This is a genomic window from Pseudonocardia sp. 73-21 (assembly GCF_001899645.1).
Classification (GTDB): domain Bacteria; phylum Actinomycetota; class Actinomycetes; order Mycobacteriales; family Pseudonocardiaceae; genus Pseudonocardia.
On sequence record NZ_MKVV01000050.1, the window covers coordinates 110,569 to 134,923 of the forward strand.

Annotated in this window: 18 protein-coding genes and 4 pseudogenes; 12 read left to right on the forward strand and 10 right to left on the reverse strand. The window is 69.4% G+C overall.

From position 1 onward, the window contains the following. Nucleotides 1-93: 93 nt before the first annotated feature. Nucleotides 94-426 carry a hypothetical protein gene (locus tag BGP03_RS16540; RefSeq protein WP_298800962.1) on the forward strand — a complete coding sequence of 111 codons (333 nt, stop codon included), beginning with the start codon at nucleotides 94-96 and terminating at the stop codon, nucleotides 424-426. A 22-nt stretch (nucleotides 427-448) separates the two neighbouring features. Here BGP03_RS16540 and BGP03_RS16545 read toward each other — a convergent pair whose 3' ends face one another. Beyond that, complete coding sequence (locus tag BGP03_RS16545; RefSeq protein WP_299736663.1) at nucleotides 449-1,753, reverse strand: RNA-binding domain-containing protein; 1,305 nt, start codon at nucleotides 1,751-1,753, stop codon at nucleotides 449-451. Nucleotides 1,754-1,849: 96 nt separating this feature from the next. Here BGP03_RS16545 and BGP03_RS16550 point away from each other — a divergent pair, with 96 nt between their 5' ends. Together BGP03_RS16550 and BGP03_RS16555 are read left to right on the forward strand one after the other, a co-directional pair. After that, complete coding sequence (locus BGP03_RS16550; RefSeq protein ID WP_298800500.1) at nucleotides 1,850-2,311, forward strand: TerD family protein; 462 nt, start codon at nucleotides 1,850-1,852, stop codon at nucleotides 2,309-2,311. A gap of 633 nt (nucleotides 2,312-2,944) precedes the next feature. Then, a complete protein-coding gene (locus BGP03_RS16555) occupies nucleotides 2,945-3,163 on the forward strand; it encodes a hypothetical protein (protein WP_296366881.1) in 219 nt (72 codons plus the stop codon). A gap of 182 nt (nucleotides 3,164-3,345) precedes the next feature. On the opposite strand, the gene BGP03_RS16560 is transcribed toward BGP03_RS16555, so the two are convergent. Continuing rightward, a complete protein-coding gene (locus tag BGP03_RS16560) occupies nucleotides 3,346-4,995 on the reverse strand; it encodes a class I adenylate-forming enzyme family protein (RefSeq protein WP_298800501.1) in 1,650 nt (549 codons plus the stop codon). 141 nt (nucleotides 4,996-5,136) lie between these two features. Between BGP03_RS16560 and BGP03_RS16565 the strand changes: the two genes are divergently transcribed. The 3 genes from BGP03_RS16565 (at nucleotide 5,137) to BGP03_RS16575 (ending at nucleotide 7,525) form a co-directional block, all read left to right on the forward strand. Then, nucleotides 5,137-6,180 carry a hypothetical protein gene (locus tag BGP03_RS16565; RefSeq protein ID WP_298800502.1) on the forward strand — a complete coding sequence of 348 codons (1,044 nt, stop codon included), beginning with the start codon at nucleotides 5,137-5,139 and terminating at the stop codon, nucleotides 6,178-6,180. A gap of 176 nt (nucleotides 6,181-6,356) precedes the next feature. Beyond that, nucleotides 6,357-6,605, forward strand: a complete 249-nt coding sequence (locus BGP03_RS16570) for a hypothetical protein (RefSeq protein ID WP_298800503.1) — start codon at nucleotides 6,357-6,359, stop codon at nucleotides 6,603-6,605. 662 nt (nucleotides 6,606-7,267) lie between these two features. Further along, complete coding sequence (locus BGP03_RS16575; RefSeq protein ID WP_296366851.1) at nucleotides 7,268-7,525, forward strand: hypothetical protein; 258 nt, start codon at nucleotides 7,268-7,270, stop codon at nucleotides 7,523-7,525. Nucleotides 7,526-7,563: 38 nt separating this feature from the next. Here the strand turns inward: BGP03_RS16575 and BGP03_RS16580 are convergent, their stop codons facing one another. Next, a complete protein-coding gene (locus tag BGP03_RS16580; RefSeq protein WP_296366853.1) occupies nucleotides 7,564-8,262 on the reverse strand; it encodes a TetR/AcrR family transcriptional regulator in 699 nt (232 codons plus the stop codon). A gap of 53 nt (nucleotides 8,263-8,315) precedes the next feature. On the opposite strand from BGP03_RS16580, the gene BGP03_RS16585 reads away from it, so the two are divergent. Then, on the forward strand, nucleotides 8,316-10,007 hold the full coding sequence (locus tag BGP03_RS16585) for a nitrilase-related carbon-nitrogen hydrolase (protein ID WP_298800505.1): 1,692 nt from the start codon (nucleotides 8,316-8,318) through the stop codon (nucleotides 10,005-10,007). 138 nt (nucleotides 10,008-10,145) lie between these two features. Continuing rightward, nucleotides 10,146-10,652, forward strand: a complete 507-nt coding sequence (locus tag BGP03_RS16590) for a hypothetical protein (RefSeq protein WP_298800506.1) — start codon at nucleotides 10,146-10,148, stop codon at nucleotides 10,650-10,652. 79 nt (nucleotides 10,653-10,731) lie between these two features. Here the strand turns inward: BGP03_RS16590 and BGP03_RS16595 are convergent. From BGP03_RS16595 to BGP03_RS16615, 5 genes and pseudogenes are all read right to left on the reverse strand, one after another. Continuing rightward, a pseudogene (locus tag BGP03_RS16595) lies at nucleotides 10,732-11,717 on the reverse strand (IS256 family transposase); the annotation flags it as partial. Between the two features lie 56 nt (nucleotides 11,718-11,773). Continuing rightward, a pseudogene (locus tag BGP03_RS16600) lies at nucleotides 11,774-11,983 on the reverse strand (YihY/virulence factor BrkB family protein); the annotation flags it as partial. Between the two features lie 386 nt (nucleotides 11,984-12,369). Next, a complete protein-coding gene (locus BGP03_RS16605; protein WP_298800226.1) occupies nucleotides 12,370-13,797 on the reverse strand; it encodes an APC family permease in 1,428 nt (475 codons plus the stop codon). Beyond that, entirely contained in the window at nucleotides 13,794-15,797 is a 2,004-nt protein-coding gene (locus BGP03_RS16610; RefSeq protein WP_298800227.1) for a primary-amine oxidase, read from the reverse strand. Before BGP03_RS16610 ends, BGP03_RS16605 begins: the two co-directional genes overlap by 4 nt. 270 nt (nucleotides 15,798-16,067) lie before the next feature. After that, a complete protein-coding gene (locus BGP03_RS16615; RefSeq protein WP_298800228.1) occupies nucleotides 16,068-17,318 on the reverse strand; it encodes a helix-turn-helix domain-containing protein in 1,251 nt (416 codons plus the stop codon). Between the two features lie 551 nt (nucleotides 17,319-17,869). Between BGP03_RS16615 and BGP03_RS16620 the strand changes: the two are divergent. Then, nucleotides 17,870-18,187, forward strand: a pseudogene (locus BGP03_RS16620) (Lsr2 family protein); the annotation flags it as partial. A gap of 381 nt (nucleotides 18,188-18,568) precedes the next feature. Beyond that, nucleotides 18,569-19,741: an IS30 family transposase gene (locus BGP03_RS16625; protein WP_298800229.1), complete on the forward strand. Its 1,173-nt coding sequence runs from the start codon at nucleotides 18,569-18,571 to the stop codon at nucleotides 19,739-19,741. 56 nt (nucleotides 19,742-19,797) lie between these two features. Here the strand turns inward: BGP03_RS16625 and BGP03_RS16630 are convergent, their stop codons facing one another. Continuing rightward, complete coding sequence (locus BGP03_RS16630) at nucleotides 19,798-21,054, reverse strand: FAD-dependent oxidoreductase (RefSeq protein WP_298800230.1); 1,257 nt, start codon at nucleotides 21,052-21,054, stop codon at nucleotides 19,798-19,800. 169 nt (nucleotides 21,055-21,223) lie between these two features. Here BGP03_RS16630 and BGP03_RS16635 point away from each other — a divergent pair, with 169 nt between their 5' ends. After that, nucleotides 21,224-22,780, forward strand: a complete 1,557-nt coding sequence (locus BGP03_RS16635) for a helix-turn-helix domain-containing protein (protein WP_296367029.1) — start codon at nucleotides 21,224-21,226, stop codon at nucleotides 22,778-22,780. Between the two features lie 213 nt (nucleotides 22,781-22,993). Continuing rightward, nucleotides 22,994-24,049 (forward strand): NAD(P)/FAD-dependent oxidoreductase, encoded by a 1,056-nt coding sequence (locus tag BGP03_RS16640; RefSeq protein WP_363093920.1) that lies wholly within the window; start codon nucleotides 22,994-22,996, stop codon nucleotides 24,047-24,049. Between the two features lie 113 nt (nucleotides 24,050-24,162). Here BGP03_RS16640 and BGP03_RS16645 read toward each other — a convergent pair. Continuing rightward, nucleotides 24,163-24,355: pseudogene (locus tag BGP03_RS16645) on the reverse strand (metal-sulfur cluster biosynthetic enzyme); the annotation flags it as partial.

The following is a 24,355-nucleotide window of genomic DNA, read 5'->3' on the forward strand; positions in this document are numbered from 1 at the left end:
CGATGTTCGAATCGTTGAGCTGGTCGAACTCGTGTAACGTCTGGACACGTGCACGTACGGGTGTCGACACGGCGAAACAAGGACGGCTCGGCCGTGCGATACCTGCAGTTGACGCACAACGAGTGGGACCCGGCCACGAAGACCTCGCGACCGAAGGTGCTGCACAGCTTCGGCCGGGAGGACCAGCTCGACCGCGACGCCATCGCCCGGCTGGTCGCGTCGCTGACCCGGCTGCTGGACCCAGCCACCGCCCTGCGCACCTCGCCCGGTGGCGGCCCGGCGGAGCTGGCGTTCACCTCCTCGCGCCCGGTCGGGGGCACGCTGGTCCTCGACGCGCTGTGGCACCGGCTGGGGATCGACACCGTCATGGCGCGGCTGCTCACCGGCCGCAAGCGCGACCCGCGCACGGAGCGGGGCCACCGATGAGCCCGGTGCGGTTCGTCCGCGGTCAGCCGCGCTGAATTTGATTCTGTTGTGCTTCGATTTCCCAGCGCTGCGGTTGCCAACCAAATCGGGCGAAGAACTCCTCGCATGCCGACACCGCCAACACCTGAGGAGCCGCCACCAGATCGTCGCGTGAATACGTAGCGACGTAGTTGACCGACTCCCCCTCGGGGGCCCGGAACGGAAGCATGAACGCTCGGCCGGGCAGGCCCGGTACCAGTGCTCGCCCGTCGAGAGCGTTAAGTCGGATCTCAACCCGCATGGGGTCTGCGCCGGCCGCGCTCAGCGCCAGGCGAGCGGCGAGTTCGTGCGTCTCCGTCATTAGGGCAACGACTTGCCACACGGTGATGATCGAGGTGAACCCATCGGGTATTTCACTGCCGACGAACGTGCGTCCCCAGTCTGTCGTGATGGATTCGAGTTGGGCGAACTCGCCAGTGGTGAGGAATCGCCAGGTCTCATAACAGTTGACCGGCTCGTCGTTGATATCGGTGCCGATCCAATCGTTGCCGCGCAGGAGTTTGGTGCCGGTCTCGATGAAGGGCATCGGCCAGCCGAGGAGTCGGACGGTCGCGTTCTGCAAGATCGGCTCGAGCTGGCGGTAGGGGACGCGGTCGAGGGCGAAGAGCTCCGGGCGAATGTGGATCGACCAGTGGCCCTTGGTCTGGATCATGTCCGCGAGGGTGCTTCGGCTCCATGCCGATGCGAGGCGCTCTTTGTAGCGGTCGGCGTCAGCCTGGAGGTCAGCCAGTGAGAATCCGGCCCGTTCCGCTGTGCGGACATAGGCTCGCAGGGCCTTCTCCGTCGCGAGGGTGATGATGTCGCGAAGCTCGCTCGACAAGGCGATCTCGGTTGTCGCGGGAGACTTCCGACTCCGCACGTAGAGCGCACCCTTTTTCGTCACCGCGTTCTTCATGTCACCGAAGTCACGAATGCACAGGTGCGGAACGTCCTCGAATTCCTCAACACGCAGGATCGCCACGGTCGCACCGGATGACAGAGCCAGCTTGCTGATCTCCATGCGTAGCGGCGGGTCGCAATACTCGGCCAACGCGGCGGCCACCTCGTCGTAACTCATCCACGAGGCGAGCTCGGCGTCGTTGAGTCCCGGCAGCATCTGCGCTTGCTGGTCGTCATTGATGCCGATGACCACGTATCCGCCGTCGCGGAGGTTGCCCATGCTGAGCGCCGCTTTGGCGATCTTCGCAAACAGGTGCTTGGTGCCGCGGGGGCCGGCGCCTTTGAGTTCCACGTCGCGGCGTTCGTAGTCGCGCCGCAGTACTGCTTCGAGCTCGGCGGCAGTCATCATGACGGGAAAGCGTAGGCCTTGGGGCCGCCGCGCCGGCGGGATCGGCACGCAGGCAACTGGCAGGCCCGTGTGCAGTAGTGGCGGGGCCGGCCGGTTGTGGGGTGTGCGTCGGCTGCGCCGCACACGCGGCAGACCGGAGCCGTCGCCAGCTCCGGCGTTTGCCCGTGGCCGGGGCTGACCTGGTCCGGATCCGGCGAAGGGATCTTCTTCACCGACCCGACCGCAGCCGACGGCGCTATCAGCCTTCGCGGAGGGGACAACCCCGACGGGGCCACGATCGAGCTGTCGCTGTTGCCCGAGCACTGCAAACGCCTGGTTCTCGTGGCGAGCGGCACAGACTCAACCGGTGACGTCGCTCGGACAGCTCTGCTGATCCTGGACCCCGCTGCCGAGAACAGTCAGCTGACGATCCGACCGGTCGACTCGCCGGTGTTGCCCGCGCTCATTTACGCGGAGATCTACCGCCGGCAGGGTTCCTGGCGGTTGAGAGCTGTCGGCCAGGGATACGGCGACGGCCTCGCCGGACTCGCCCGGGACTACGGCGTCAACGTGAGCTGAACGCTGCCAGGCGCCATGCAGCAGGCCGCTGCGTGATCGTCGTCAGCAAAGAGTCAGCAGGACCCTCAGCGCTCGACCGGTACGACCGGTTCTGGCCGGGACCACTAACTTTGCTGACCGGCATCAATGTGTATCGAGGGCACGCGTTCGTGCTTCATTTCAGCGTTCACACCGAAGAGGTCACTGGTTCGATCCCAGTATCGCCCACCAAGCCGATAGGCCCCTGACCTGCAAGGTCAGGGGCCTTCGTCGTTCTCAGCGGGCTTCATCCCATGATCGAAGTCGCCAGTGGTAGCCGGATCTGTAGCCAAGACGGCTGTCGGCCGCGCTCCGGCCCAGGCCGACCCGCGCGCGTCTTGCGCGCTGCCGGCCTCACGGCGACAAGGGCTCCCGTCGCGGCCACCCCCGATCTGTGCGTCAGCGGGGGCCGTCATGGGATGTCGATAGGCGGATCGGCATCGGGAGCGTCGGACTCGTCGCCGAGGAAGAGGTCGCTCACCATCAGGGGGTTCATCGAGACCATCACGCGCCTCTACAAGCACCTCCTGGAGAGGGGCCGCAAGCGCGGCGATTCCAACCAGGTCATGTACGAGACCTGGCGGCACCCCGCCTGACCGGCCAACCGTGTTTGGCGTGGCGCACCCGGAGTGGATCGAGGCCGTCACCGCCGCCGTGGTCCTGCGTGACGGGACGACCGCGACACCCGAGGAGATCGTCGAGCACGCCAGGAAGCGGCTCGCCGGGTACAAGACCCCCAAACACGTTGTCGTCGTGGCCGAGCTCCCCAAGAACCGGCAGGGGCGCAGGTTCACATCCGCCGCGGCACCCCGTCGGCAATCGGAGGGCTGCTGAACTGCGTCTTCGATGCCATGGCAGCGGCCGTGCCGCCGGTTGACGAGGTCGGGGCAGCGGGGGCGGCTTGTCGGCCGGTGGCGTCGCGGCAGGCGCGGCGGCGGTAGGCACAGCCCCGGTTCGGGTTCCTGCATCCAGCGATAGCCAGGGTCGGCTGGACTCGTATTGGGTCTAACCGGCCGTCACGCGAGGAGCTCGCGGAGCTTGAACTTCTGGATCTTGGTGGCCGACATGGGCCACTCGGTCACGAACCGGATCTCGCGGGGGACCTTGTAGGAGGCCAGGTGGTCTCGGCAGTAGGTGATCAGGTCCGGGCCCGTGCAGGTGGCCCCGGACGCGAGCTCGACGAAGGCCACCGGTTCCTCGCCGTAGCGCTCCGACGGCCGTCCTACGACCTGTGCCATGTGCACGCCGGGGTAGGTGGTGAGGTGTGCCTCGACTTCGAGGGGTGTCACGTTCTCCCCACCGACCTTGAGGATGTCCTTGATCCGACCGACGTACAGCAGCTGGCCGCGCGCATCGAGACTGCCGAGGTCGCCGGTGCGGACCCACCCGCCGTCGATAATGGTCGCCGCGGTCTCAGCGGGGTCCTTGTAGTACCGACGGAACGCGTTGATGCCGCGGAACTGGATCTCGCCAGGGATATCGACGGGCAGGGACTCGGTCGGCTGCTCCGGATCGGTCACGCGGATCTCGATCCCGGGCAGCGGAACCCCGTTGCGGTGGACCCGGTCGGCGACCGCGGCGTCGGTCGGAGTGGTGGTGATCATGCCGGCGCCTTCCGTCATGCCGAAGTCGGTCAGCAGGACGGCGTTGTCCGGGAGCAGATCGGCGATCACCTGTTGGGTCTCCCCGGGTGCGACGTTGAGAACCGTTCGTACGAACGTCAACCGGGACGGGTCGTAGTCCGGCGTCCGGAGCAGTCCCAGGGTGAGTGGTGGGAAGGCGGGGAAGAGGTGCTCGGCGTGGCGGCGTTCGATGTGGGCGAGAGCGACGTGCGCGTCGAAGCGGCCCATGGACAGCACCGTGGCGCCGCGGACGAGGGCGGACAACGTGGGTCCGATGCCTCCGACGTGGAAGAAGGGGCACGGGGTCCACATCGACTCGTCCGGGCCCAGGTCGACGAGGTCGGCATAGGCCGACCAGCTGCGGACGAGGGCGCCGTGGGTGAGTTCGCAGCCCTTGGGGTCGGCGGTGGTGCCGGAGGTGTAGAGCAACACCGCAGTGTCCTCGGTCGACCGTGCGTCGAGTGCCTGCCGAACCTGCTCGGCGGTCGTGTTTCGGCCAGCCGCGACGAGCTCGGACAGCGGTCGGACCGCAGGAGTCTCCCTGGTGCCGTGAAGGTAGATGCGTCGCAGGCGGGGCGCGTCGCTGAGACGCAGCTCGGCCGCCGGGTCAATGTGCTCGGCCAGGCCGGGAAGTGCCTGCCCGACCAGCGCCGTGTAGTCGGTGAACTCGTCGATGAGGTCGGTGGTCACCAGGATCTCGACGTCGGAGTGGGCGAGGACGAACGCGAGCTCCCGGCGGCGGAACCGGGCGTTGATGGGGACGGCGACGCCGCCGGCCATGTGCACGGCGAAAAGTAGTTCGAGATAGGTGACGCAGTTGGGCATGAGGATCCCGACATGCCCGCCCGGCCGCAGCCCGGCCGCGACGAGCCCTTTCGCCAGGCCGAGCGCGCTCGCGTGGAACTCGCGGTAGGTGATATCGCCGTCGGGGAAGGAGACGAACGGGTGGTCGGCCCGCTGCGCCGCCCGGAGGTCGAGGAGCTGCCCGAGGGACACCCCGAACGGATCGGTCCCGGAAGGCGTCGTGCTCGCCTGAGTGCTCATCGGAGCCACCTCGTTGCCATGGCGTCATCGCCAGATCTGTACTGCCGGTCCGCACCGGCGGCGCGCCCGCCGCGACCGGGATCGAGGCTTGCGCGCCGGAGCGACCGCTACGTAGGTTACGTCTACCAACCGGCCGTCTGATTGGCAACCACCATGCGCTACCACGTGTATCTCGAGGACGAGCCCACCCTGGAGTGCTATCGGCTCAGCCACCAGCCGCGGCCGGAGTACGCGCCCGTGTTCATCTGTCCCTTCGTTGTCCTGACCGACGACGACGGCCAGATGTACAACGCGATGCGCGGCATCCAGGGCCAGAGCAAGAACGAGACCATGAACATGGGGGTCTACCGCCTCGACGGCCAGCTCGACGCCCAGTGCCCGGTGCTGTTCCCGTACGCGGAGAACCCGATCACCGAGCGGTACCACGTGACCGAGACCCCCGACGCCGTGAGCTACGTCGGTCAGACGTGGCGGTTCGACTTCGGGGTCGAGAACTACCGGTGGGTCGACGGCAGCGGGCGTCTGGACATCTCCGCGCGCCGTCTGGGCCAGGTCTGCACGTTCTGGGTCCCGCAGCAGGAGGGCTACGAGTATCCGCAGATGCTGCGCTCGCACCTGGGCAAGGCCACCGGGACCCTCGACGGCCGGCCGGTCGAGGGGCTTTTCATGCTCGACTACATCTACAGCCGCCCGGACGCGATGTGGACCGAGATGGGGATGCTGACCAAGCTGCACAACGTGTGGCTGAACTGGCTCGTCGAGTACGAGGACGGCGGCTACGAGGGTGGCTACGCCTGGCGGGGCCGCCCCGGTACCGACTTCGCCGCGGCGCATCACGTCGTCGACGGTGTGAGTAGCGCCCGCAGCGACGCCGAGGTGACCACTCAGCACACCGAACGCGGAAGCGTCACCAAGGTCGACCTGGCCCTCGGGAAGGACTCCTCCCTCTCCCTTGAGCAGGCCGGCTCCACCGACTGGCCGCTGCACACCTGCGGCACCGTCAGCTCCACCAGCAGCGACCGCGTCATCGCCAAGAGCTGGAACTACACGGAGTTCTTCCCGCTCAACTGGTCCGCCGTCGCGGACTACCAGGCCGCGCACCACAAGCTCTACGGCCGTTACCCCTCCTTCGCCCGCCTCATGAAGAACGGACGCGTGGAGAACCAGCTCCTTGTCTTCGAGTAACCGAGGTTGACCGGACGGACCGCCGAGGTGGACCTTCTCCCCGCGGGTGTGGCCTCACCTACCGGGACACTAGGATCGCCATCGACGGTTTCCACGACTTCTTCGCGGCCGCGGCCGGCGTCGCCGGTGCGCTGATCGGGCTGTTGTTCGTCGCCATCTCGGTGGTTCCGCACGGCGTGCGGACCTCCGGCCGGGCGATGCTGCGGCCGACGGGCGGGGACATCGTGCTGACGGCGACGGCCACCATCCAGCGCCGCACAGGAGCGCTCGTGACGGCCGAGACCTGCAACCGGCAGCGCCGATGGGCGGATCCGCAGGTGGGGGACTGGTCGCTGCACATCGACGGTGTCCACCGACTCGACGAGGACCAGGCGTGGCCATCATCCCCGCCGATGCAGGGCTACCTCATCAGCCGCCTCATCTGAACGGATCGCCGTGCCCTGGCGCGATCCCGGGCACCGGCGTGACGACATCACCGGAGCGCCGCAGAGCCCCCGGAACGCAATCTCCGCGACCCGGCGGTGGCGCTGCGCGGGGTCCATGAGCCTGCGGCGCGTCCGGCGAAGCCACGCTTCCGTGATGACGTCGTGCGGGGCCGTTTCCGCCCGCTGCAGTGCGGTCTGGACCTGGCAAAGCGACCAGGGGCCCGGCGAGCTGATCCACCTCGACGTCGAGAAACTCGGCCGGATCCGGCAAGGTGGTGGCTGGTGGGCGTATGTGCGCAACAGTCCCCAGCGCACCGCCGTGGCAGACAACTTGTCCCTTCAAGCTGACGCTAGGTAGGTGCCTCAGCATCGTCGATGGTGCCCCTGGCGTGTCGAAGCGGATGAGGCCCCCTGCGGGCGTCGGGCGCAATCGGGGTCACGGTGGAGGCATGGGAGCCACTGTCGTGACCGATGTCCCCGCCCGTTCGGGCCGGACCTGGTCGATCCGCGCTCGCTCGAGCGCGTGAGCGGGAGCGTCGGCAGTGAAGTCGGTGTACGTAGCTCGGGCCCGCCAGGTCGATGGCGATGCGTCCGATGGGGTGCCGGTGTGGAGCGACGGGAGAATGACGGTGTCGCCGCGCCACGAGAATGACAGTGTCGCGGTGGACTGGCAGTCTCGTGGGGTGCGGTTCGTGACGTGGCTCGCCGGCGGGGTGTGGATCGGTTCCTGGTACCTGATGTACCTGGAGGTCACTCGCTGGCATCACGTGAGGCCGTCGCTGGCGTTCAACTACGACATCGCCCCGGGCGCTCGCCCCGGGCAGCCGTTGGTCCTGCTCTACGTCGCGTCCGTCGCAGCCCCGTTGGTGGTCGGGCGCCGGGGGATCATCCACCTCCGCGGGCGCCGGGACGCCGGGTAGGTGTCGGTAGTCCGTCCACGATCGCGTGTGTCGGTGGTTCAGCTGGCGGTACTTCGTGATGTTGCCGGGGTGTGTCCGTTGGTCAGGCCGCCGGTCAGGGCGGCGAGCCCGAGTTCGAACTGGTGCTCGCCGGCGACGTGCCCCAGTTCGTCGAGTACCCCGCCCGCGAGAGGGAACTCGGACGGCGGAAGGCCGGCGAGGCGTTGGCGCCACTGGGCCGCGTAGGCCGCTTGGGGTTGGTGGTGGGTGCGGGGGATCTCCCAGGCCACGAAGCCGGTGGTGTAGATCAGTACCGCGTAGACGGCGTGCACGCCGGCGCCGGCCGGCATGCCGGCGGCGGTGAGCCGCCCGAGCAGCGCTTCGATACCGCGGAAGATCCCGGGCCCGATCACGGTCCGAGCCAGGAAGATCATCGGCAGGCTGGGGTGGTCGAGCAACGTTGCCCGCAGGGCCCGCCCCCAGGCGATCAGGATGCCGTCGAGCGTGTCGGGCAGCGGCCGGGGCAGGCGCAGGTCGCGCAGTCCTGTTTGGGCGATCGCGTCGAGCAGGTCGTCCTTGTCGGCGATGTAGCCGTAGAGGGTCATCACGCCGCAGTCCAGGCGGCCGGCGAGGTTCTGCATGCTCAGCGCCTCGAGGCCCTGCTCGTCGGCGAGCGCGAGGGCGGCGTCGACCACCTGCTCGCGGGTCAGGGAGCCCCGCGGCCGGCGCCGGCGAGGGGGTTTCCCGAGTGCCTCCACCGGAGTACGGTATTTCCTACCGTAGGCCATACGCAAATCGTGGAGGCGGGCCGATGGACACCTCACCGCGGGCGCCGGCGCCGCGTCGGGCACCGCGGAGCGTGCCGCCGGTCGACGAGGCGGCGCCCCGTCCACCGGACCGGTTGGGCTATCTGTGGCTGGTGGTGGCGGCCGGGTTGTTCCTGTTCGTGGGTGGGCGGTGGAACATCGCGTGGGCGGCGTGGTTGGCGCCGCTGTTGCTGTTGCGTTTCGTGCACGGCCGCCGGGCGGTGCCGGGGCTGTTGCTGGCCTGGCTCGCGCGGGCGGTGGTGTTCGCGGTGCTGTTGCCGCCGATCCTCTATCCGCCGGGCACCGCACCGGGCGGCGCCGTCCCCTACGTGGTCGCGGTACTGGTCGGCGGGTTGGCGACGGTGCCGTATGTGGCCGACCGGCTGATCGCCCCCCGATTGCGGGGCGTGGCGGCGACGCTGGTCTTCCCGGCCGCGTTGACCGGCCTGGAGTACCTCGGCTCGCTCGGCCCGTTCGGGGCGATCACCTCCACCGCCTACACCCAGTACGGCTACCTGCCGCTGATGCAGCTGGCGTCGGTGACCGGGATCTGGGGCATCACGTTCGTGGTCGCCTGGTTCGCCTCGGTGCTCGCGTGGGTGTGGCGGCACGGATTCGCCTGGCCGGCTGCGCGCACGCCGGTGCTGGTGTCCGTGGTGGTCGTGTCGGTGATCCTGCTCGGTGGCGGGGCGCGGCTGGCGCTGGCGCCCCCGGACGCGCCCACCGTCCGGGTCGCGGGCATCAGCGCGTCGCGGGCGGCGGCCGCGGCGCTGCACCAGCAGCTCCCGGCCGCCACGCTCTCGGCGCTGGCTGCGGGGACGGCGAGCCCGGCCGACCGGGCCTGCGCCCGGGCCGCGTTCGCCACCCTCGACGACGGGCTGCTGACCGACAGCGCCGAGCAGGCCCGCGGGGGTGCCCGGATCGTGGTGTGGCCCGAAACGTCCCCGACCGGGGCGGCGGTGCTGCAGGAGGACGAGCCGGCGCTGCTGCAACGCGCCGCCGCCGTGGCCCGGCAGGGCAACACCTACCTCGACCTGGGGTTGGCCGTGTTCCTGACCGGCCCCGTCGCGGGCCCGTTCGCCCGCGACGAGGCGGTGCTGATCGACCCGACCGGTCGGGTGGTGTGGACCTATCAGAAGACCCATCCCACCCCGGCCGATCAGGGCGTGTTCGTGGTGGGCGACGGGAAGGTGCCGGTGACCGACAGCCCGTACGGGCGGCTGGCGAACGTGATCTGTTTCGACATGGACTACTCCGGCATGATCCGCCAGGCCGGGCAGTCCAGGGCGGACGTGATGCTGGCCCCGGCCGATGACTGGCCCGCGATCGACCCCTCGCACACCTACGTGTCGGTGTTCCGGGCGATCGAGTACGGCTTTTCCTTGGTCCGTCCGGCCAGCCAGGGGCTCGCGATGGCCGCCGACTACGAGGGCCACGTGCTCGCCGCCGCCGACTACTTCACCACCGATCAACAGGTGATCGTCGCCGAGCTGCCGACCCGCGGGGCGCGCACCGTCTACGCCGCGGTCGGGGACGTGTTCGCGTGGCTGTGCCTCGCCGGCCTGGCGGTTCTCGCCGGGCTGGCCGTCCGGCAGCGGCGCCGGGCGCCGGCCCCCGCTCCGACTCGCCCGACCGGCTCCGAGGTCCCGCCTACGGCCCTGTCCCGCACCGGGGCCCTCGTCGACCGGCAGGGGTAGCACGGTGTCTCTCGAGTCCGAGGGTGGGCAGGCCCCGTCGCTGTGCCCGCGTCGCGGGCACGAGCGGGAACCCGATCAGCGGCCGCGACCTCGTGTTACGCACGTTGCCCATTACCTCGCTGCGCTGGGAGGCGCATCATGATCACGATCGTTCTGGTTGTCGCGGCGATCGCCGCGGTCGGTTACGTGCTGGTCTCGCGGATGCGGGGCAAGGCGGTGAACGTTCGGCGGCTGCTCGTGCTGCCGGCGGTGCTGACCGTGATCGGTGGCCTGCAGGTGCTCGGCGAAGCCCGGCTCGGGATGACGGCGACCGCGCTCGGGCTACGCGCCACCGACGTGGTGGTGTCGGTGCTGCTGGGGGTGGCCCGGGGCGCGACGGTGGCGGTGTCGGCACGGGAGGGCCGGGCGTGGCTGCGCTACCGGCCGCTGACCTTGGCGCTGTGGGTGGCCACGATCATCGTCCGGCTCGGCATGACCGCACTGGCCTACGCGGTCGGGGCGGCGCAGGCCGCCGGCGGTCCGGCGCTGCTGCTGTGTGTCGGGGTGACCCTCCTCGGTGAGGGCGCGGTGGTGGCCCGCCGGACGATCCCAGTCGGTCTCGGCCTGCGGTCGCAGCAAGGGGTTCCCGACGTTGGCCGCCCGTGAGTTGGGCGCTCATCCGTGGGGCCATCGCGGCTCATCGATCGAGCCTGTCAAGTTGTCTGTGTAAGTCGATCCGGAACGGTCAGATCAAGTAGGGCTGAAGTCGGTCGGGATAGGTCAGGGTCAGCGCGCCGAGTGCGGCTCGCCAGCCTTGGACGGCAGCGCCTTCGACGAGCTTCGCGGGTGCGCGCCGATCCGCTGCGGGTAGGCCCTTCTCCTTCGCGCGTTGGCGCGCGCGTTTGTCCTCGATGTCGCGGATGGCGAGCCACAGCAGCTTGATCGCTGCGTCGTCGTTGGGGAAGTGGCCGCGGTTCTTGATGATCTTGCGGAGCTGGAAGTTCAGCGACTCGATCGCGTTGGTGGTGTAGATGATCTTCCGTAGCTCGGGTGGGAACGCGAGGAATGGGATGAACCGCTCCCACGCGTTCTCCCAGGTCGACACGGTTGCGGGATACTTGCGCCCGAGGTCGGACTCGGCGAAGGCGAGCAGTTCGGTCTCCGCGGCTTCGACGGTGGGGGCGGTGTAGATCGGGCGCAACGCCGCCGCGACCTTCTTGCGGTCCTGGTAGGGCACGAACCGCATTGCGGCGCGGATCAGGTGCACCGTGCAGGTCTGCACGGTCGATTGTGGCCAGGTGGCCTCGATGGCCTCGGGGAACCCGGTCAGGCCGTCGCAGCACACGATCAGCACGTCGCGCACGCCGCGGTTGCGCAGCTCGGCGCAGACCCCGGCCCAGAACTTCGCGCCTTCGGCGGCTTGGACCCAGATCCCGACCACGTGTTTCACGCCGTCGAGGTCGACCCCGACAGCGATGTGCGCGGCCCGGTTGCGGATGGTGTGGCCGTCGCGGACCTTCACCACGAGCGCGTCGAGGTAGACGATCGGGTAGATCTCTCCTCCAACGGGCGGGCCTGCCAGGCCTTGACCTCGTCGAGCACCGCGTCGGTGACCTTCGAGATGGTGTCGTGGGACAGCTCGACCCCGAGCGTGCGCTGCAGGTGATGGCCGATGTCGCGCACCGTCATCCCACCCGCATACAGGGAGATGATGATGGTCTCCATCAAACCCGGCGCGCGACATTACGGCTGAACACACCGCTGGTCATCCCGATGATCCATTGTTGGACGGCGGTGACGGTGTCGGGGCCGAACCATCCCCCGACGTAGCCCAGCGCACCGAACAGGCCCGACAGCAACGGGGGAAGCGACAAAGTCTGCCAGAACGCCGAGGAGGCGGACTCGCTGAAGATGTCGTCATCCCAGGCGCTGCTTAACGCCCGGCCGACCAGCCGCCGCCACGCACCGCGGGCCGCCGCGGAACCCGCCGTACTCACGACCGGGCCCGGCGACCCGTCCACCGCGACGCGCCGATCGAGACCGGAACTGTCGGTGCTCGCCCTGGCGGCCAGCGCATCCTGGTCCGGTGGTCGGCATGGAGATCGTCCCCGCGTACCGGATCGCGTTGATCTCGGGCGTCGCCCTGGGCGGACAGGACCCGGGATGGACGCTGCCGATGCGCGGTGTGATCAGCGACCAGCAGCAGCCCACAGCCGGGACGTCGGCGTGGTCCGGGGACTCGGTCACGGTGTCGCTGCAGGCGCCACCTCACCCCGGTCCCGCAGGCGGACTCCCTCGCCGTGTTCAACGAGACAGTGGCCGCCGCCGACCGGGGCGGTGACGGACGACGGATCGCCGCCAGGTTTGAGACCGGGTCCGGAGGTCAGTCTGGCGTCAGCTCCTGGGCGGCCGGGTCGCTGAGCGGTTCGACGAGCCCCGCGCCACCTGCTCCGCGGCCTCGCGCGACGGCATACCAGACGATGCCGATCACCAGCAGCGCCAGGTAGAGGTAGGGCAGGATGTTGTACGGGTACGCCGGGACGGGCACCAGGTTCTTGTAGATGACGTACAGGATCGCCACCACCGCCGCCGCTGAGAGCACCCAGTGATGAGTGCGGACCGTGTGATGGCGGCGCAGGTAGATCGGCATGCCGACCGCCATCAGCAGGTAGGCGGTGAGGTAGCCAAAGGTGCCGATGGTACCGGTGTAGGCGTAGACCTCCAGCGGCGTGACCCCGAGCAGGATCATGATCGCCGGAACGAGCACGACCGGTGGCAGCAACGCGAGGATCGCGACGTGCGGGGTGCGGTGCCGCGTGTGGGCGCGACGCAGCGCGGTGTGCAGGACACCGTCGTGCGCCACGGCGAACAGCACCCGCGACGCCGCGTTGATGCTGGCGATCGTGACGGCGAAGAACGACGCGGTGACGCCGAGATCGATCACGTAACGGAACCCGCTGAGCCCGACGGTGCGGCTCAGGTCGTCCATCGGCGCGGCGCTGTTGCCGAGCCCGTCCGTGCCGAGCCCGAGCACCGAGGTGTAGGCCGCGAACACATAGAGGACACCGACCACGACGGCCGAGGTCAGGACCGCGCGCGGGATCGCCCGGTGCGGGTCCTTAGCCTCGGCGCCCAGTGCCGCTGCGCTCTCGAAACCCACGAAGCCCAGCACCGCCAGCACGACGCCGAAGGTGATGCCGTCGAAGCTCGACCCGTTGAGGCTGAGCTGGGCCGGGTCCGGCGCCGCGCCCCGCTCCACGATCGTCGTGACCAACAGGATGAGGATCGCGGCGATCGAGACGATCTCCAGAACCAGGCCCACTCGGGTGGAGATCTTGATGCCGATCCAGGAGAACGCCGCGGCCGCGAGCCCCGCAACGATGAGGATCACCACCTGGGCGACGCTCGACGTGGTCGAGACACCGATCCCGTCGAGCAGCGCCCCGCCGTAGATCCCGACGCCGACCACCCCGATCATCGCGATGAACGTGTAGCCGATCACCAGGGCCCAGCCCGCGGCGAAGGCACCGCCCGCACCCAGGCTCTGCCCGACGTAGCCGTAGAGGGATCCTGCGGACGCGGTCTTGGTGCCGAACTGGGCGACGCACAGGCCGATCAGGATCACCAGCACCATGGCGATCACGTAGGACAGCCAGGAACCGTTGCCTGCCGAGAGCACGATCAGGGCCGGTCCGGTCGCCATGACCGCGCTCGGAGCGATCGCCGCGATCGACTGGGCCAGCACCTCGAGCGGGCCCATCGTCTTGTCGGCCAGTCCGGCACCGCTCTGCCGAACCTGCGGGGCGCTCACCGGTGCACCTTTCCGTTGCCCTCGCCGCCGCCGGTGTCCCCGTCGCGGGCCGAATGGCAGGCCGGCGTGCTCGGCGGCAGGTCCAGCGCCGGGTTGCCGTCGAAGAATCCGACGGGTTTGAGGTGGAACCCGATGCGCGTCGTCGGCATCACCGGCCAGTCCTCGGGCCGAACCACGTGGTGGGCACAGAAGGTGTACCAGACCACGACGTCCGCCGACTCGATCGGCCGGTCAGCCTGCACGTAGACGGGCAAGCCGTCGGTCCCGCCCTTGTTCTGGTTGGGGTAGTCGCCCGCGGCGAAGCGCTGGGTCTCGTCGTAGGCGGTGACCCACAGGTGTTTGTAGGCGAACCCGCCGCGGTTCCAGGCCTGGGTGCCCTCCCCCGCCATCGGGACCGTGTTCTCCCCGGGAACCAGTTTGTAGGCGACCGGTTCACCCGTGGCGCCGTACACCTCGGGGTTGACGATCGTCCAGTACCGGGCTGCGAACGGGTCGATGAGCCGGCCGGAGTCGCTCTCCCGCGCCAGCAGTGTCTTGCGGGTGTGCCAGGCGTTGCCCGTCTCGTTGCCCGGCCCGATCGGGCTCGGCGCAGAGTCCACCTCGTAGACCGAGTTGCGCTGCCCGTCGACGGCCATGTCGAGACGGACGTTGAAGAAGTGCTGGTGGTGCGGTCCGTAGAGGTTGGGGGCCACGAGCGTGCCGTGACCGGGGCGCTCGCCGTCGGCGACGGCACCGGTGGAGATGACACCCGTCAGCTTCACCTCGAACTCGATCGTGGCGTCGGTGTAGAGATACCAGAAGAAGCCGTACTCGTAATTCCCGACGGTGGCGAAGCAGGAGACCACCAGCCGTCGGGAACGCCGGACCTCGGTCTTCTCGGTGCGGAAGTCGGTGTGCTTCCAGGCGACCCCGGTGTCCTCCTCGTGCAGGCAGATCGCGTTCGGGATGGTCACCGGCCGCCCGTCGGCGTCATTGACGACCGCATCGAAGTACCTGATCTCTCCGAGGCAGTCGCAGCCCAGCTCGAGCGGGTTGAGCAGGAACCCGATCCCGTACTCGCCCTCGTCGAACACGTTCTTGAACCGGTGGGTGGGGGCCGGGTCGCCGTAGGGGATGTACATCTCCGACATCGACGCCCGGTGGATCACCGACCGCAGCCGCCCCCGGTCCTCGTAGCCCACGGTGTGCAGGACCAGCCCCTCGCGCGGGCTGAACCCCACCCGCAGCCGCCACTTCTGCCAGCGCACCTCACGGCCGTCGACGGTGAAGCTCGGGCCCTCCGGCTGGGTGATCTCCAGCGGCAGGACGTCGCCGCGCAACTCGGTGAACGCGGGCCGGTTGCCCGGGCGCGTCATCAACTCGGGCATGTAGTTGCCCGACTGCGCAGGCAACGGAACCACGCCGTGATCCTGGACGTCCACGACCTCCATGCGATCCAGATCGACCACGACGAGCAGGCCCTCAACCGGACGGGCGTAGCCGTTGTCGTCAGGCTCGGACCGGATGAACGTCAGCGGCCGGACCAGCCGGCGGCCGGGGGCCGTATCTTCGCTGAAGCCGGTCGCCCATGGGTCGAGCATAGCCAGGCTGAAGTCGGTGACACCGCGTCTGCGGACGGCCTCCTGCCACCGTGGGTCCGCACGGGTGAGATCCTCGGCGGCGAAGAACTCCTCCAGCATGATGCCGGGCTGCACGCCGGAGAGCTCACGCCACGACTCGACCGCGTCGCGGGTCAGCGACACGACCGCCTCCACCGTGGTGCTGGTGGCCCGGTCGTAGAGCACGACCGACGCCGCGCGCGTCGGATTGGCGTCGGACCCGCCGTCGAGCAGTACGGACTTGGGCGGTTCCGCGAGCGAGACCGACACGAAACGGATCGACGCGGCGAGAGCGCGGTCCCGGCGGACGATCGAGGCCACTGCGCCGATCTCCTCGGCCGACAGCGGATCAAGGGGATGGGTGGCGGGAGGGGCGTGGGTGATCTGAGCTTCAGAGCGCATGAGTTCCTCCACCGGTACGGCGTCACTGCCGATCGCCGCACAGTGTGACGATTCGACACCCGATCGGCCACGGTCGTTCTCATTCGACACCCGATCGGCCACGGCCGTTCTCATTCGGGTCAACCGGAGATGACAATGCGGCTGGGGCCACACTGCCGGGCGAACAGCTCGCACGTCCTGTACGGGCGCCCGTCCCCGTTCTCGGGAGGGGGCGTTTGACTGCAGGTTCTGACAACAACGCAGGCGCGAGGTCGCGTGCATGACCTGCTCTCAGCTCACAGGCGGTGAGGTTTCCCGTCGAGCTGAGGTCCGCCGAGCGCGCCGTCCATGAGAGTCACCGCCGTCGCGATTTCGGTGTCGAAGACTTCGCTGTAGATGCCGAGGGTGACGGCGATGTTGGCGTGGCCGAGGATCACTTGGGCGTCGCGGGCCGGGATGCCCAGCCCTTTCAGCATGGTCGGCGGTGCGGCGGAGATCGTGGAACACGATCCGGGGAGACCCGTGGCTGCGACGATGCGGTCGAAGGACCGCGAGACGTTGCGCGGCTCGACGGGCCGACCTGTACGGGTGGTGAAGACGTAGCAGGTCTCGTTCCATTCCGATGCTGCGGCGGCGCGTTGCCCGGCCTGGTGAGCTCGATGGGCGGTGAGCGCGGCACGTGCGAGGGGCGCCAATGGGAATCCTCGGACGCCGGTGCGGGTCTTGACGGAGGGCGGCGATCTCGCCTCGGCGCATGCCGTAGACGAGGGCGAGTACCGGGTAGGCCGGATCGTCGATCGCGGCTGCCAGGAAGGTGCGTGCCTGTGCGACGGTCCATGCGGTCCGGCGTGCGCGGTGCTCGGCGGGCAGCGTGGTGAGCTGAGCGACGTTGCGGGGGATGAGTTCCTCGCGGACGGCGCGGCCGAGGGCCGAGCTGAGGACTTCGCGGATCATCCGGAGCTTCGCTACCGAGTCGCCGATCGCTCGGCGCGAGTTCAGGTACTTCTGCACGGCCGCGACGGTGAGCTTGTCGAGGCGTTGGGTTCCCAGCCCGGGGCGCAGATACAACGCGATGGCGGTGCGGTACTTCGAGACGGTTGTCGGACGAAGTTTCGGCTCGGCGACTTCCTTGATCCAGTAGTCGAGATACTCGGAGAGCGTCGGTGATCGGGTGGCGATGACAGCGCCTGTGTGAACGCGCTGGGCGAGCTCGGCAAGTTTGCCGTCGACGTCGGCGCGGGTGCGTCCGTAGATCCATTTTCGCCCGCGGGACCCGTCGGGGCGGGTGACGTAGATGGCGGCGGTGTAGCGGCCGTCGGACCTCTTGGAGATCGTGCCTTCGCCGTCGCGGGCGTGGATCCGGTGGCAGCGGCCGAGGTGGACGCTGGGTAGTTCGCCGTTCCAGATCAATTGGTAGACGCTCCAGCGCGAGACCTGCAGACGCTCGGCGACTTGGGTCAGGGTGAGAAGTTCCGGGTCCGGCATTGCGACGTCTCCCTTGAGGCGGGCGACGTGATCCGGCGTCAAGTCCAGTAGGTGCACGTCGAAGCTCCTCGGTGTTGTGTCCGTGATGTGGTCTGCGCGCATCTGGCCGGCCGGTGTTGGGGGTGCCGGCTGGGTTAAGACGGCGGACCACCGGGCAGTAGGTAGGTGCGAAGTCCACGGTGGTCGATGAGGAGCCGTTTGGGGGTGATGAGATCGCTTATGTGGACAACTTCGTGGTCGGCCTGGTCGGGTGACGTCGTCGTAGGAGACCAGGTCTTCATGCCGTTGCTGTCCTGTGGTCTCTGCGTGGTCGACCAGAGAAATCGGAGCGCCGCTTGGCGATGGTGGGGGCCGATGTTCCAGGGCGGCACCGATTGGAGGCGGCGGAATGGGTACGGCGGGTTGGTTGTCTTGCAAGGGGCAGGGATACGGTCACGGAACCGGAGTACGTGGCCGGCGACTGCGTAGGGCGTCGCCGAGCGTTGGCGAGCGAGCCGGCGTGACTGCCTATTGTGTGGTCAGCATCTCGTGTTTCGGTTGGACTTTCCATGGATCTTGTGGAGAATCGGGGCGATCCCCTTCGGCCAAGCATGGATGGAAGTAGAACGATGGCGCAGGTAACTGAGGTCAAGCTCGTCGATGACCTCGACGGTGGTGATGCCGCCGAGTCGATCGGGTTCGGGCTCGATGGCAGGACTTATGAGATCGACCTGAGCGAGACGCACGCTGCGGAGCTTCGCGCCGCGCTCGCTCCGTTCGTGGCCGCTGCCCGTCGCGCCGGCGGACGCTCGGCGACGCGACCGAATGCTGGTGCTCGGCCGACCCGCGGTCGCGAGGAAACTGCCGCGATCCGTGAGTGGGCCACGGCCAACGGACATGAGGTGTCGACGCGAGGTCGCATCCCATCCGCGGTGATCGAGGCGTATCAGACCCGAGGAAGCGCACCTGCCCGGGTTGTCGTCGAGGAGCCCGAGGTCGTGACGGAGGTCGCGCCGAAGCGTCGCACTCGGAAGAAGACCGCTGCCTGATCGCAGGACTTCACGGAGGGGCTCGGGCTTCGGCTCGAGCCCTTCCATCGTTTCATGATCACGGGATGCCGCCAGGTTCCGTTGGTGCGTTGCTGATGTGTGGTCTCGGGGCAGCAAGATATGCCGGAAGTGGAACTTCCGGCCTTGCCCTGGGTGGGGGTGCCGGAACGGGGGCGTTCCGGTGGGGATTCTGTCCACAGTTCGGCGCGGATCCTCGAGCTGTCCACAGATGCGTGTGACGGTGTCACCGGATCATGAAATCTGGCCCCCTGGCGGTTCGTGGGTTCGAGGGCTTGTCGCAACACTCCTGATCATGAGGGGTGTGCAGATGGCGCGACGTGGACGCAAGCGGCAGTTGGACGTGGAGGCCCCAGTACCGGGCCCTGTTGGCGAACGGGATCGGCACCGTCGAGGCGTGCCGCACTCTCGGGATCGGACGCAAGACCGGCTAAGGGCGGGCACTCGTCGCGGTTCTTGTCGTTGCTGGATCGGCAGCGGATCGCGTCGCTGCACCGGGCCGGGTGTGGGGTTCGGGAGATCGCTCGCCGGCTGGGCCGGGCACCGTCGATGATCAGTCGGGAGCTGCGCCGCAACACCGCACGCCACGACCGCTGCTACGACGGCGACCTCGCGCACGCCCGGGCCCGGCAACGAGCGCGCCGGCCCCGCCGGTCTCGGATCGGCCGCGACCCGCGGCTGCGGGAGATCGTCCGGAAGTTGCTGGAGGACGAGTGGAGCCCCGAGCAGATCGCCGCGCACTTGCGCAGCGCCTACCCCGACCAGCCGTCCTGGCACGTCTGCCACGAGATCTACCAGGCGCTCTACCACGGCGGGGAAGACGGCCTGAGCAGGACATTGACCGCCAAACTGCGGACCGGCCGGCCCCTGCGCCGCCATCGTCGACGCGCCGATGTCCGTCAACCGCGGTTCGTCGTCCCGGCCCAGCTGATCGATCACCGCCCGGCCGAGGTGGAGGACCGCAGCCGGATCGGGCACTGGGAGGGCGCTCTGATCGTCGGGCGGATGAGCCAGTCCGCGACCGGCACGCTCGTCGAGCGCCGTTCCCGGTTGGTGCGGCTGGTGCACCTGCCCGACGGGCATTCAGCGTTCCGGTGCCGTGCGGCCATCGAGCAGGTCATGGCGTCGGTGCCGGCGTCCGCGCGGTTGACGCTGACCTGGGACCAGGGCTCGGAGATGGCCGAGCACCACCTGCTGGCCGTCATGTTCGGCGAGGGGATCTACTCTGCCCCGCCCGCCAGCCCGTGGCTGCGCGGCACGAACGAGAACACGAACGGGCTGCTGCGCCAGTACTTTCAGAAGAAGGCCGACCTGCGCGCTTACACCGTTGACGATCTCCTTCGTGTCGAGCATCGCCTCAACCGTCGGCCCCGGAAAGTCCTCGGGTGGCGGACGCCCGCCGAGGTCTTCGCCGCCGATCTCGTGGCACCCTGAATGCGTCCGAGTGTTGCGACGACCACGCGAAACCGCCTTACTTGATCGCCCACACATCATCGCAACGGGTCGAACGGCGCCAGCTCGGCGGGACGTCTGCCGGTGGCGATCGTCTCGGCGAGGAGCTGTCCCGTGATCGGGCCGAGGGTGATGCCCCACATACCGTGCCCTCCTGCGACGAACACCCGCGGCGATGCGGTCGCACCGACGAGCGGCAGACCGTCGGGGGTGCACGGGCGGGCACCGACCCACTCGTCGGTCCGGTCGTCGAGGTCGGCGCCGCGCAGCAGCGGGCGCGCGGCGTCGGCAATCGCCTGGATGCGGCGCGGGTCGAGCGGGGCGTCCGGAGTCCGCAGCTCCATCATTCCCGCCACCCGGAGCCGGTCGCCCAGAGGCGTGCAGGCCACCCGCTGGGCGGGGAAGTAGACCGGTCCGGAGGGTACGTGCTCGATCGGGACGCTGAAGCTGTACCCCCGCCCCGCCTGCACCACGGTGCGGACGCCGAACGGCCTGGCGAGCTCACCCAGCCAGGCGCCGGTGGCGAGCACGACCGCGTCGAAGGACTCGGTCGCACCCCCTGCCGTCTCGATCTCGACCCGGCCGCCGCGGTCGCGGAGTCCGGTGATCGGGACGCCGTCGCGGATCTCGCCGCCGCGCTCGCGGACGGAGTCGGCGAGGGAGTGCACGTACTGGCCGGGATCGATGAACCGCTGGCCGTGCAACCGGATCGCGGCGCCCACGTCGTCGGACAGCGACGGTTCGACCTCCCGCGCCTCGGCGCCGGTGAGCACGTCGAAGTCGATGTGCTGGCCCGCGGCGTCGATCTGCTGGATCTCCTCCAGCAACACCGTCCGTTCGGTGGCGTCACGGTACGCGGCCAGGAACGACTTGGCCTCGACCGTCCGGGCGGCGACGCCACCATCGGTCAGCGCGTCGAAGCCGGCCAGCGCGCGGCGGTTGATCGGCACCAGCGCCTGCATGGCGCTCTGCCACCGGGCGGCCGTGCTGTGCCGGGCGAACCCGGTGAGGAACCTGAGCAGGCGCGGCGAGGCACTCGGCGGCACGTAGATCGGCGACGCAGGGCTGAGCACCGCGCGCAGGCCATACCGCAACACGGCGGGCTCGGGCAGAGGAGTGGCGATTCCGGGGGTGAGCCAGCCGGCGTTGCCCCACGACGACCCCGCGGCCACGCTGCGGCGGTCGAGCACGGTGACCGACATGCCACGCTCCTGGAGGAACCAGGCCGTGGCCAGGCCGACCATGCCGGCACCGATCACGGCTATGCGGTCGGGTGTGGGGGTGGTCGAGGTCATTTTGTGGGGCTCCTTTCGGGATCCGAACACCTCCGAGGGTGGCCTGCTCGTCGGGGAGTCCGGTTATCCCACAGCCCCTGTCTTTGATGTCAGGATTGTGGTTCCAGCACAATCTGGATGTTCCGCTGCAGTGGCAGAACGAGTTCTCATCGACACCCGGGAGCGTCCGATGATCGGAATCCCCGCCCTGGTTGATGCGGTCGGCCCCGCGCTGTTGCGCGTCGTGGTCGCCGTAGCCGGGGCCGAGGTCGACGACCTCACCCTCGCCGAGCTCGACGACGGCGTGGTCGGGGTACCCGGCGACCTCGTTCTCGGCGTCGGGATCACGCACCCGGAACGAGGCATCGCCCTGCTCGAACAGGTCGCGCGAGCCAGGGCCGGCGGGGTGGTCCTGCGGGCGCCGCTCGCCGAGCACGTCGATGTCGTCGCCGCCGCCGGACGGAACGGCGTCGCGCTGATCGAACTCCGGACCCATGCGTCCTGGGCACATCTCGTGTGGCTGCTCCGCGGGACGTTCGACCGCACCATCGGCGCCCAGCTCGACGGCGCAGGGGTCCATGGTGACCTCTTCGCCGTCGCCGACGCGGCAGCGGCGATACTCGACGCGCCCGTGACGATCGAGGACGCCCAGTCCCGAGTACTGGCCTACTCAGGGCTGCAGGAACTCACCGACCCTGCCCGCCTCTCGACCATCGTCGGCCGCCGGGTTCCCGAGCAGATCGTCGCGCACTTCCGGGCCAGGGGGGTGTTCCGCAAGCTCGCGCATTCGGATGAGCCGATCTACGTCGGTGCGGGACCGGAGGGGATCAAGCCCCGGCTGGTGATCCCGGTGCGGGCCGCCGGGGAGTGGCTGGGCTCGATCTGGGCCGTCGTCACCGGACCGGTCGAGCCCGCCCGGGTGCACGAGCTGACCCGGGCCACCGCGGTCCTCGCGATGCACCTGCTGCGGCTCCGCGCCCAGACCGGCGCTGCCGGGCGCGCCGCCACCGACCTGCTACGGGCGGTGCTGCACGGCACGGGCGGCCCCACGGAGCCGTGGCTCCCCGACGGACCGTGGCGCGTCGCGGCGCTCGGGACGCCCCGCTCCACCGCCACCGTCGACGCGAAGCTGGACCTCTGGGTGGCGATCACCCGCCGCCACGGCTGGCACCAGCCGCTGCTCGCCGACATGGACGGCAGCGTCGTCGCACTCCTCGTCGACCACGGCGGCCCGCACGCCGCGGGAACGGTCCAGTGGCTGCGGGCGGTCATCACCGGGGTCCACCCGAACGACGCCGAGCTGACCGCCGCGATCGGCGGCGCCGCCACCGGGCGCGCGGATCTCCCGCGGTCGCGCGCCGAGGCCGCAGAGGTCCTACGGCTACAGACCAACGGTCAGGTCCGCGGGCCCGTCGTCGGCATCGAGGAGGTCTGGCACGTCGTCGTCACGGCACGGGCCCGGGCAGCGGTGCGCGCTGAGGTGAGCCTGCTCGGTGGTCCCCTACCCGCGCTCGTCGCCCACGACCGTGACCACCGCACCCCGTACCTCGAGACCCTGGCCGCCTGGCTCGATCACTTCGGCGACCCCACCGCCGCTGCCGGCGCGCTGCACATCCATCCGAACACGTTGCGCCACCGCCTGCACCGCATCGCCGACGTGACGCGGCTGAACCTCGACTCCGCCCAGGAGCGGCTCGCACTCCAGCTGCAGCTCCTGGGACTCCAGGACAGAGCGCCCGACCTCTGATCAAGGCGGGTACGCGCGCTCCGGGCCGGAGGTCCGTCCAGATTTCGTCGTCGCATCGCATACATCGACGCACGCTTCTTGGGCGGAACTATCGAGTGAGTTCCGGTCCCGGTACCGCATTCTCCGGATCAGCGCTCGTCCCAGCCGTCCCACGCAACTGGAAACCTTGATGACCGTCGAAGAATCTGCCGACGTTGGGAGTCCAACCCCACGGTGTCGTTCACGGACGATCCCCCGGCCCCGGACGGCGTGTCGAAGATCGTGAGCTTCGATCAGGCGATCATCGCGGCCGGCTCGGAGCCGGTGCGGCTGCCGTTCATCCCGGACGACCCGCGGGTCGTCGACTCGACCGGTGCGCTGGAACTCACCGACGTCCCCGCCCGGTTGCTCGTGCTCGGCGGCGGGATCATCGGCCTGGAGATGGCCACGGTGTACTCCGAGCTGGGTTCGGCGGTGACGGTGGTCGAGCTGATGGACCAGCTGATCCCCGAGGCCGACCGGGACATCGTCGCGCCGCTCGCCGCGCGGATCGGCGAGCACTACGAGAGCATCCGGCTCTCCACCAAGGTGACCGCGGTACGCGCCACCCCGGCCGGGTTGGTCGTCAGCTTCGACGGAACGGGGTCGGCCGAGGACACCTTCGACAAGCTGCTCGTCGCGGTCGGCCGCCGCCCCAACGGCGGCGCCATCGGCGCGGAGAACGCGGGGGTGGCCGTGGACGAGCGTGGGTTCATCGCCGTCGACAAGCAACAACGCACCAGCGTGCCGCACATCTTCGCGATCGGTGACGTGGTCGGTCAGCCGATGCTGGCGCACAAGGCCGTGCACGAGGGCAAGGTCGCCGCGGAGGTCGCCGCCGGGCACACCGTGTGCTTCGACGCGGCGGTGATCCCCAGCGTCGCCTACACCGATCCCGAGGTCGCCTGGGTCGGGGTCACCGAGGCCGGGGCCGAGGCCGGCGGCATCGCCTATGGCAAAGGCACGTTCCCGTGGGCGGCATCGGGCCGGTCATTGTCCTTGGGCCGAGACGAAGGCATCACCAAGGTGATCTTCGATGAAGCCAGCGGCCGCGTCATCGGATGCGGGATCGTCGGCCCCCACGCGGGGGACCTGATCGCCGAGGTGGCCCTGGCCATCGAGCTGGGCGCGGACGCGGCGGACATCGGCCTCACGATCCACCCCCACCCGACCCTGTCCGAGACGGTCGCGATGGCCGCCGAGGCGTTCGAGGGCACGATCACCGACCTGTACCTGCCGAAACGGACGTAGGCCCCGGCGTCGTCCGGAACCGGCAGGGTCGCCCGGGGTGGACCGCACGCTGTCGAGCCCCGCGACCGTGGGCCGCGGGGCTCGACACGAACCTGCCAGGGAGCGGTGGCCGCTCAGGCCGGCGCTTTCTCGCCGGCGGCGTAGCGCGCGGTGAGGAGGCTCTTGCAGAACTCGCCGTTGGTCTCGATCCCGACGCGCTGCAACCGGGCCCGCCGCAGGTGCAGGGGCACCTGGCCGGGCGTGATCCGGTTGCCCTCGGCGTCGATCAGCAGCGGCGCGCTGTCATCGTGGACGAGCCCGAGGGCC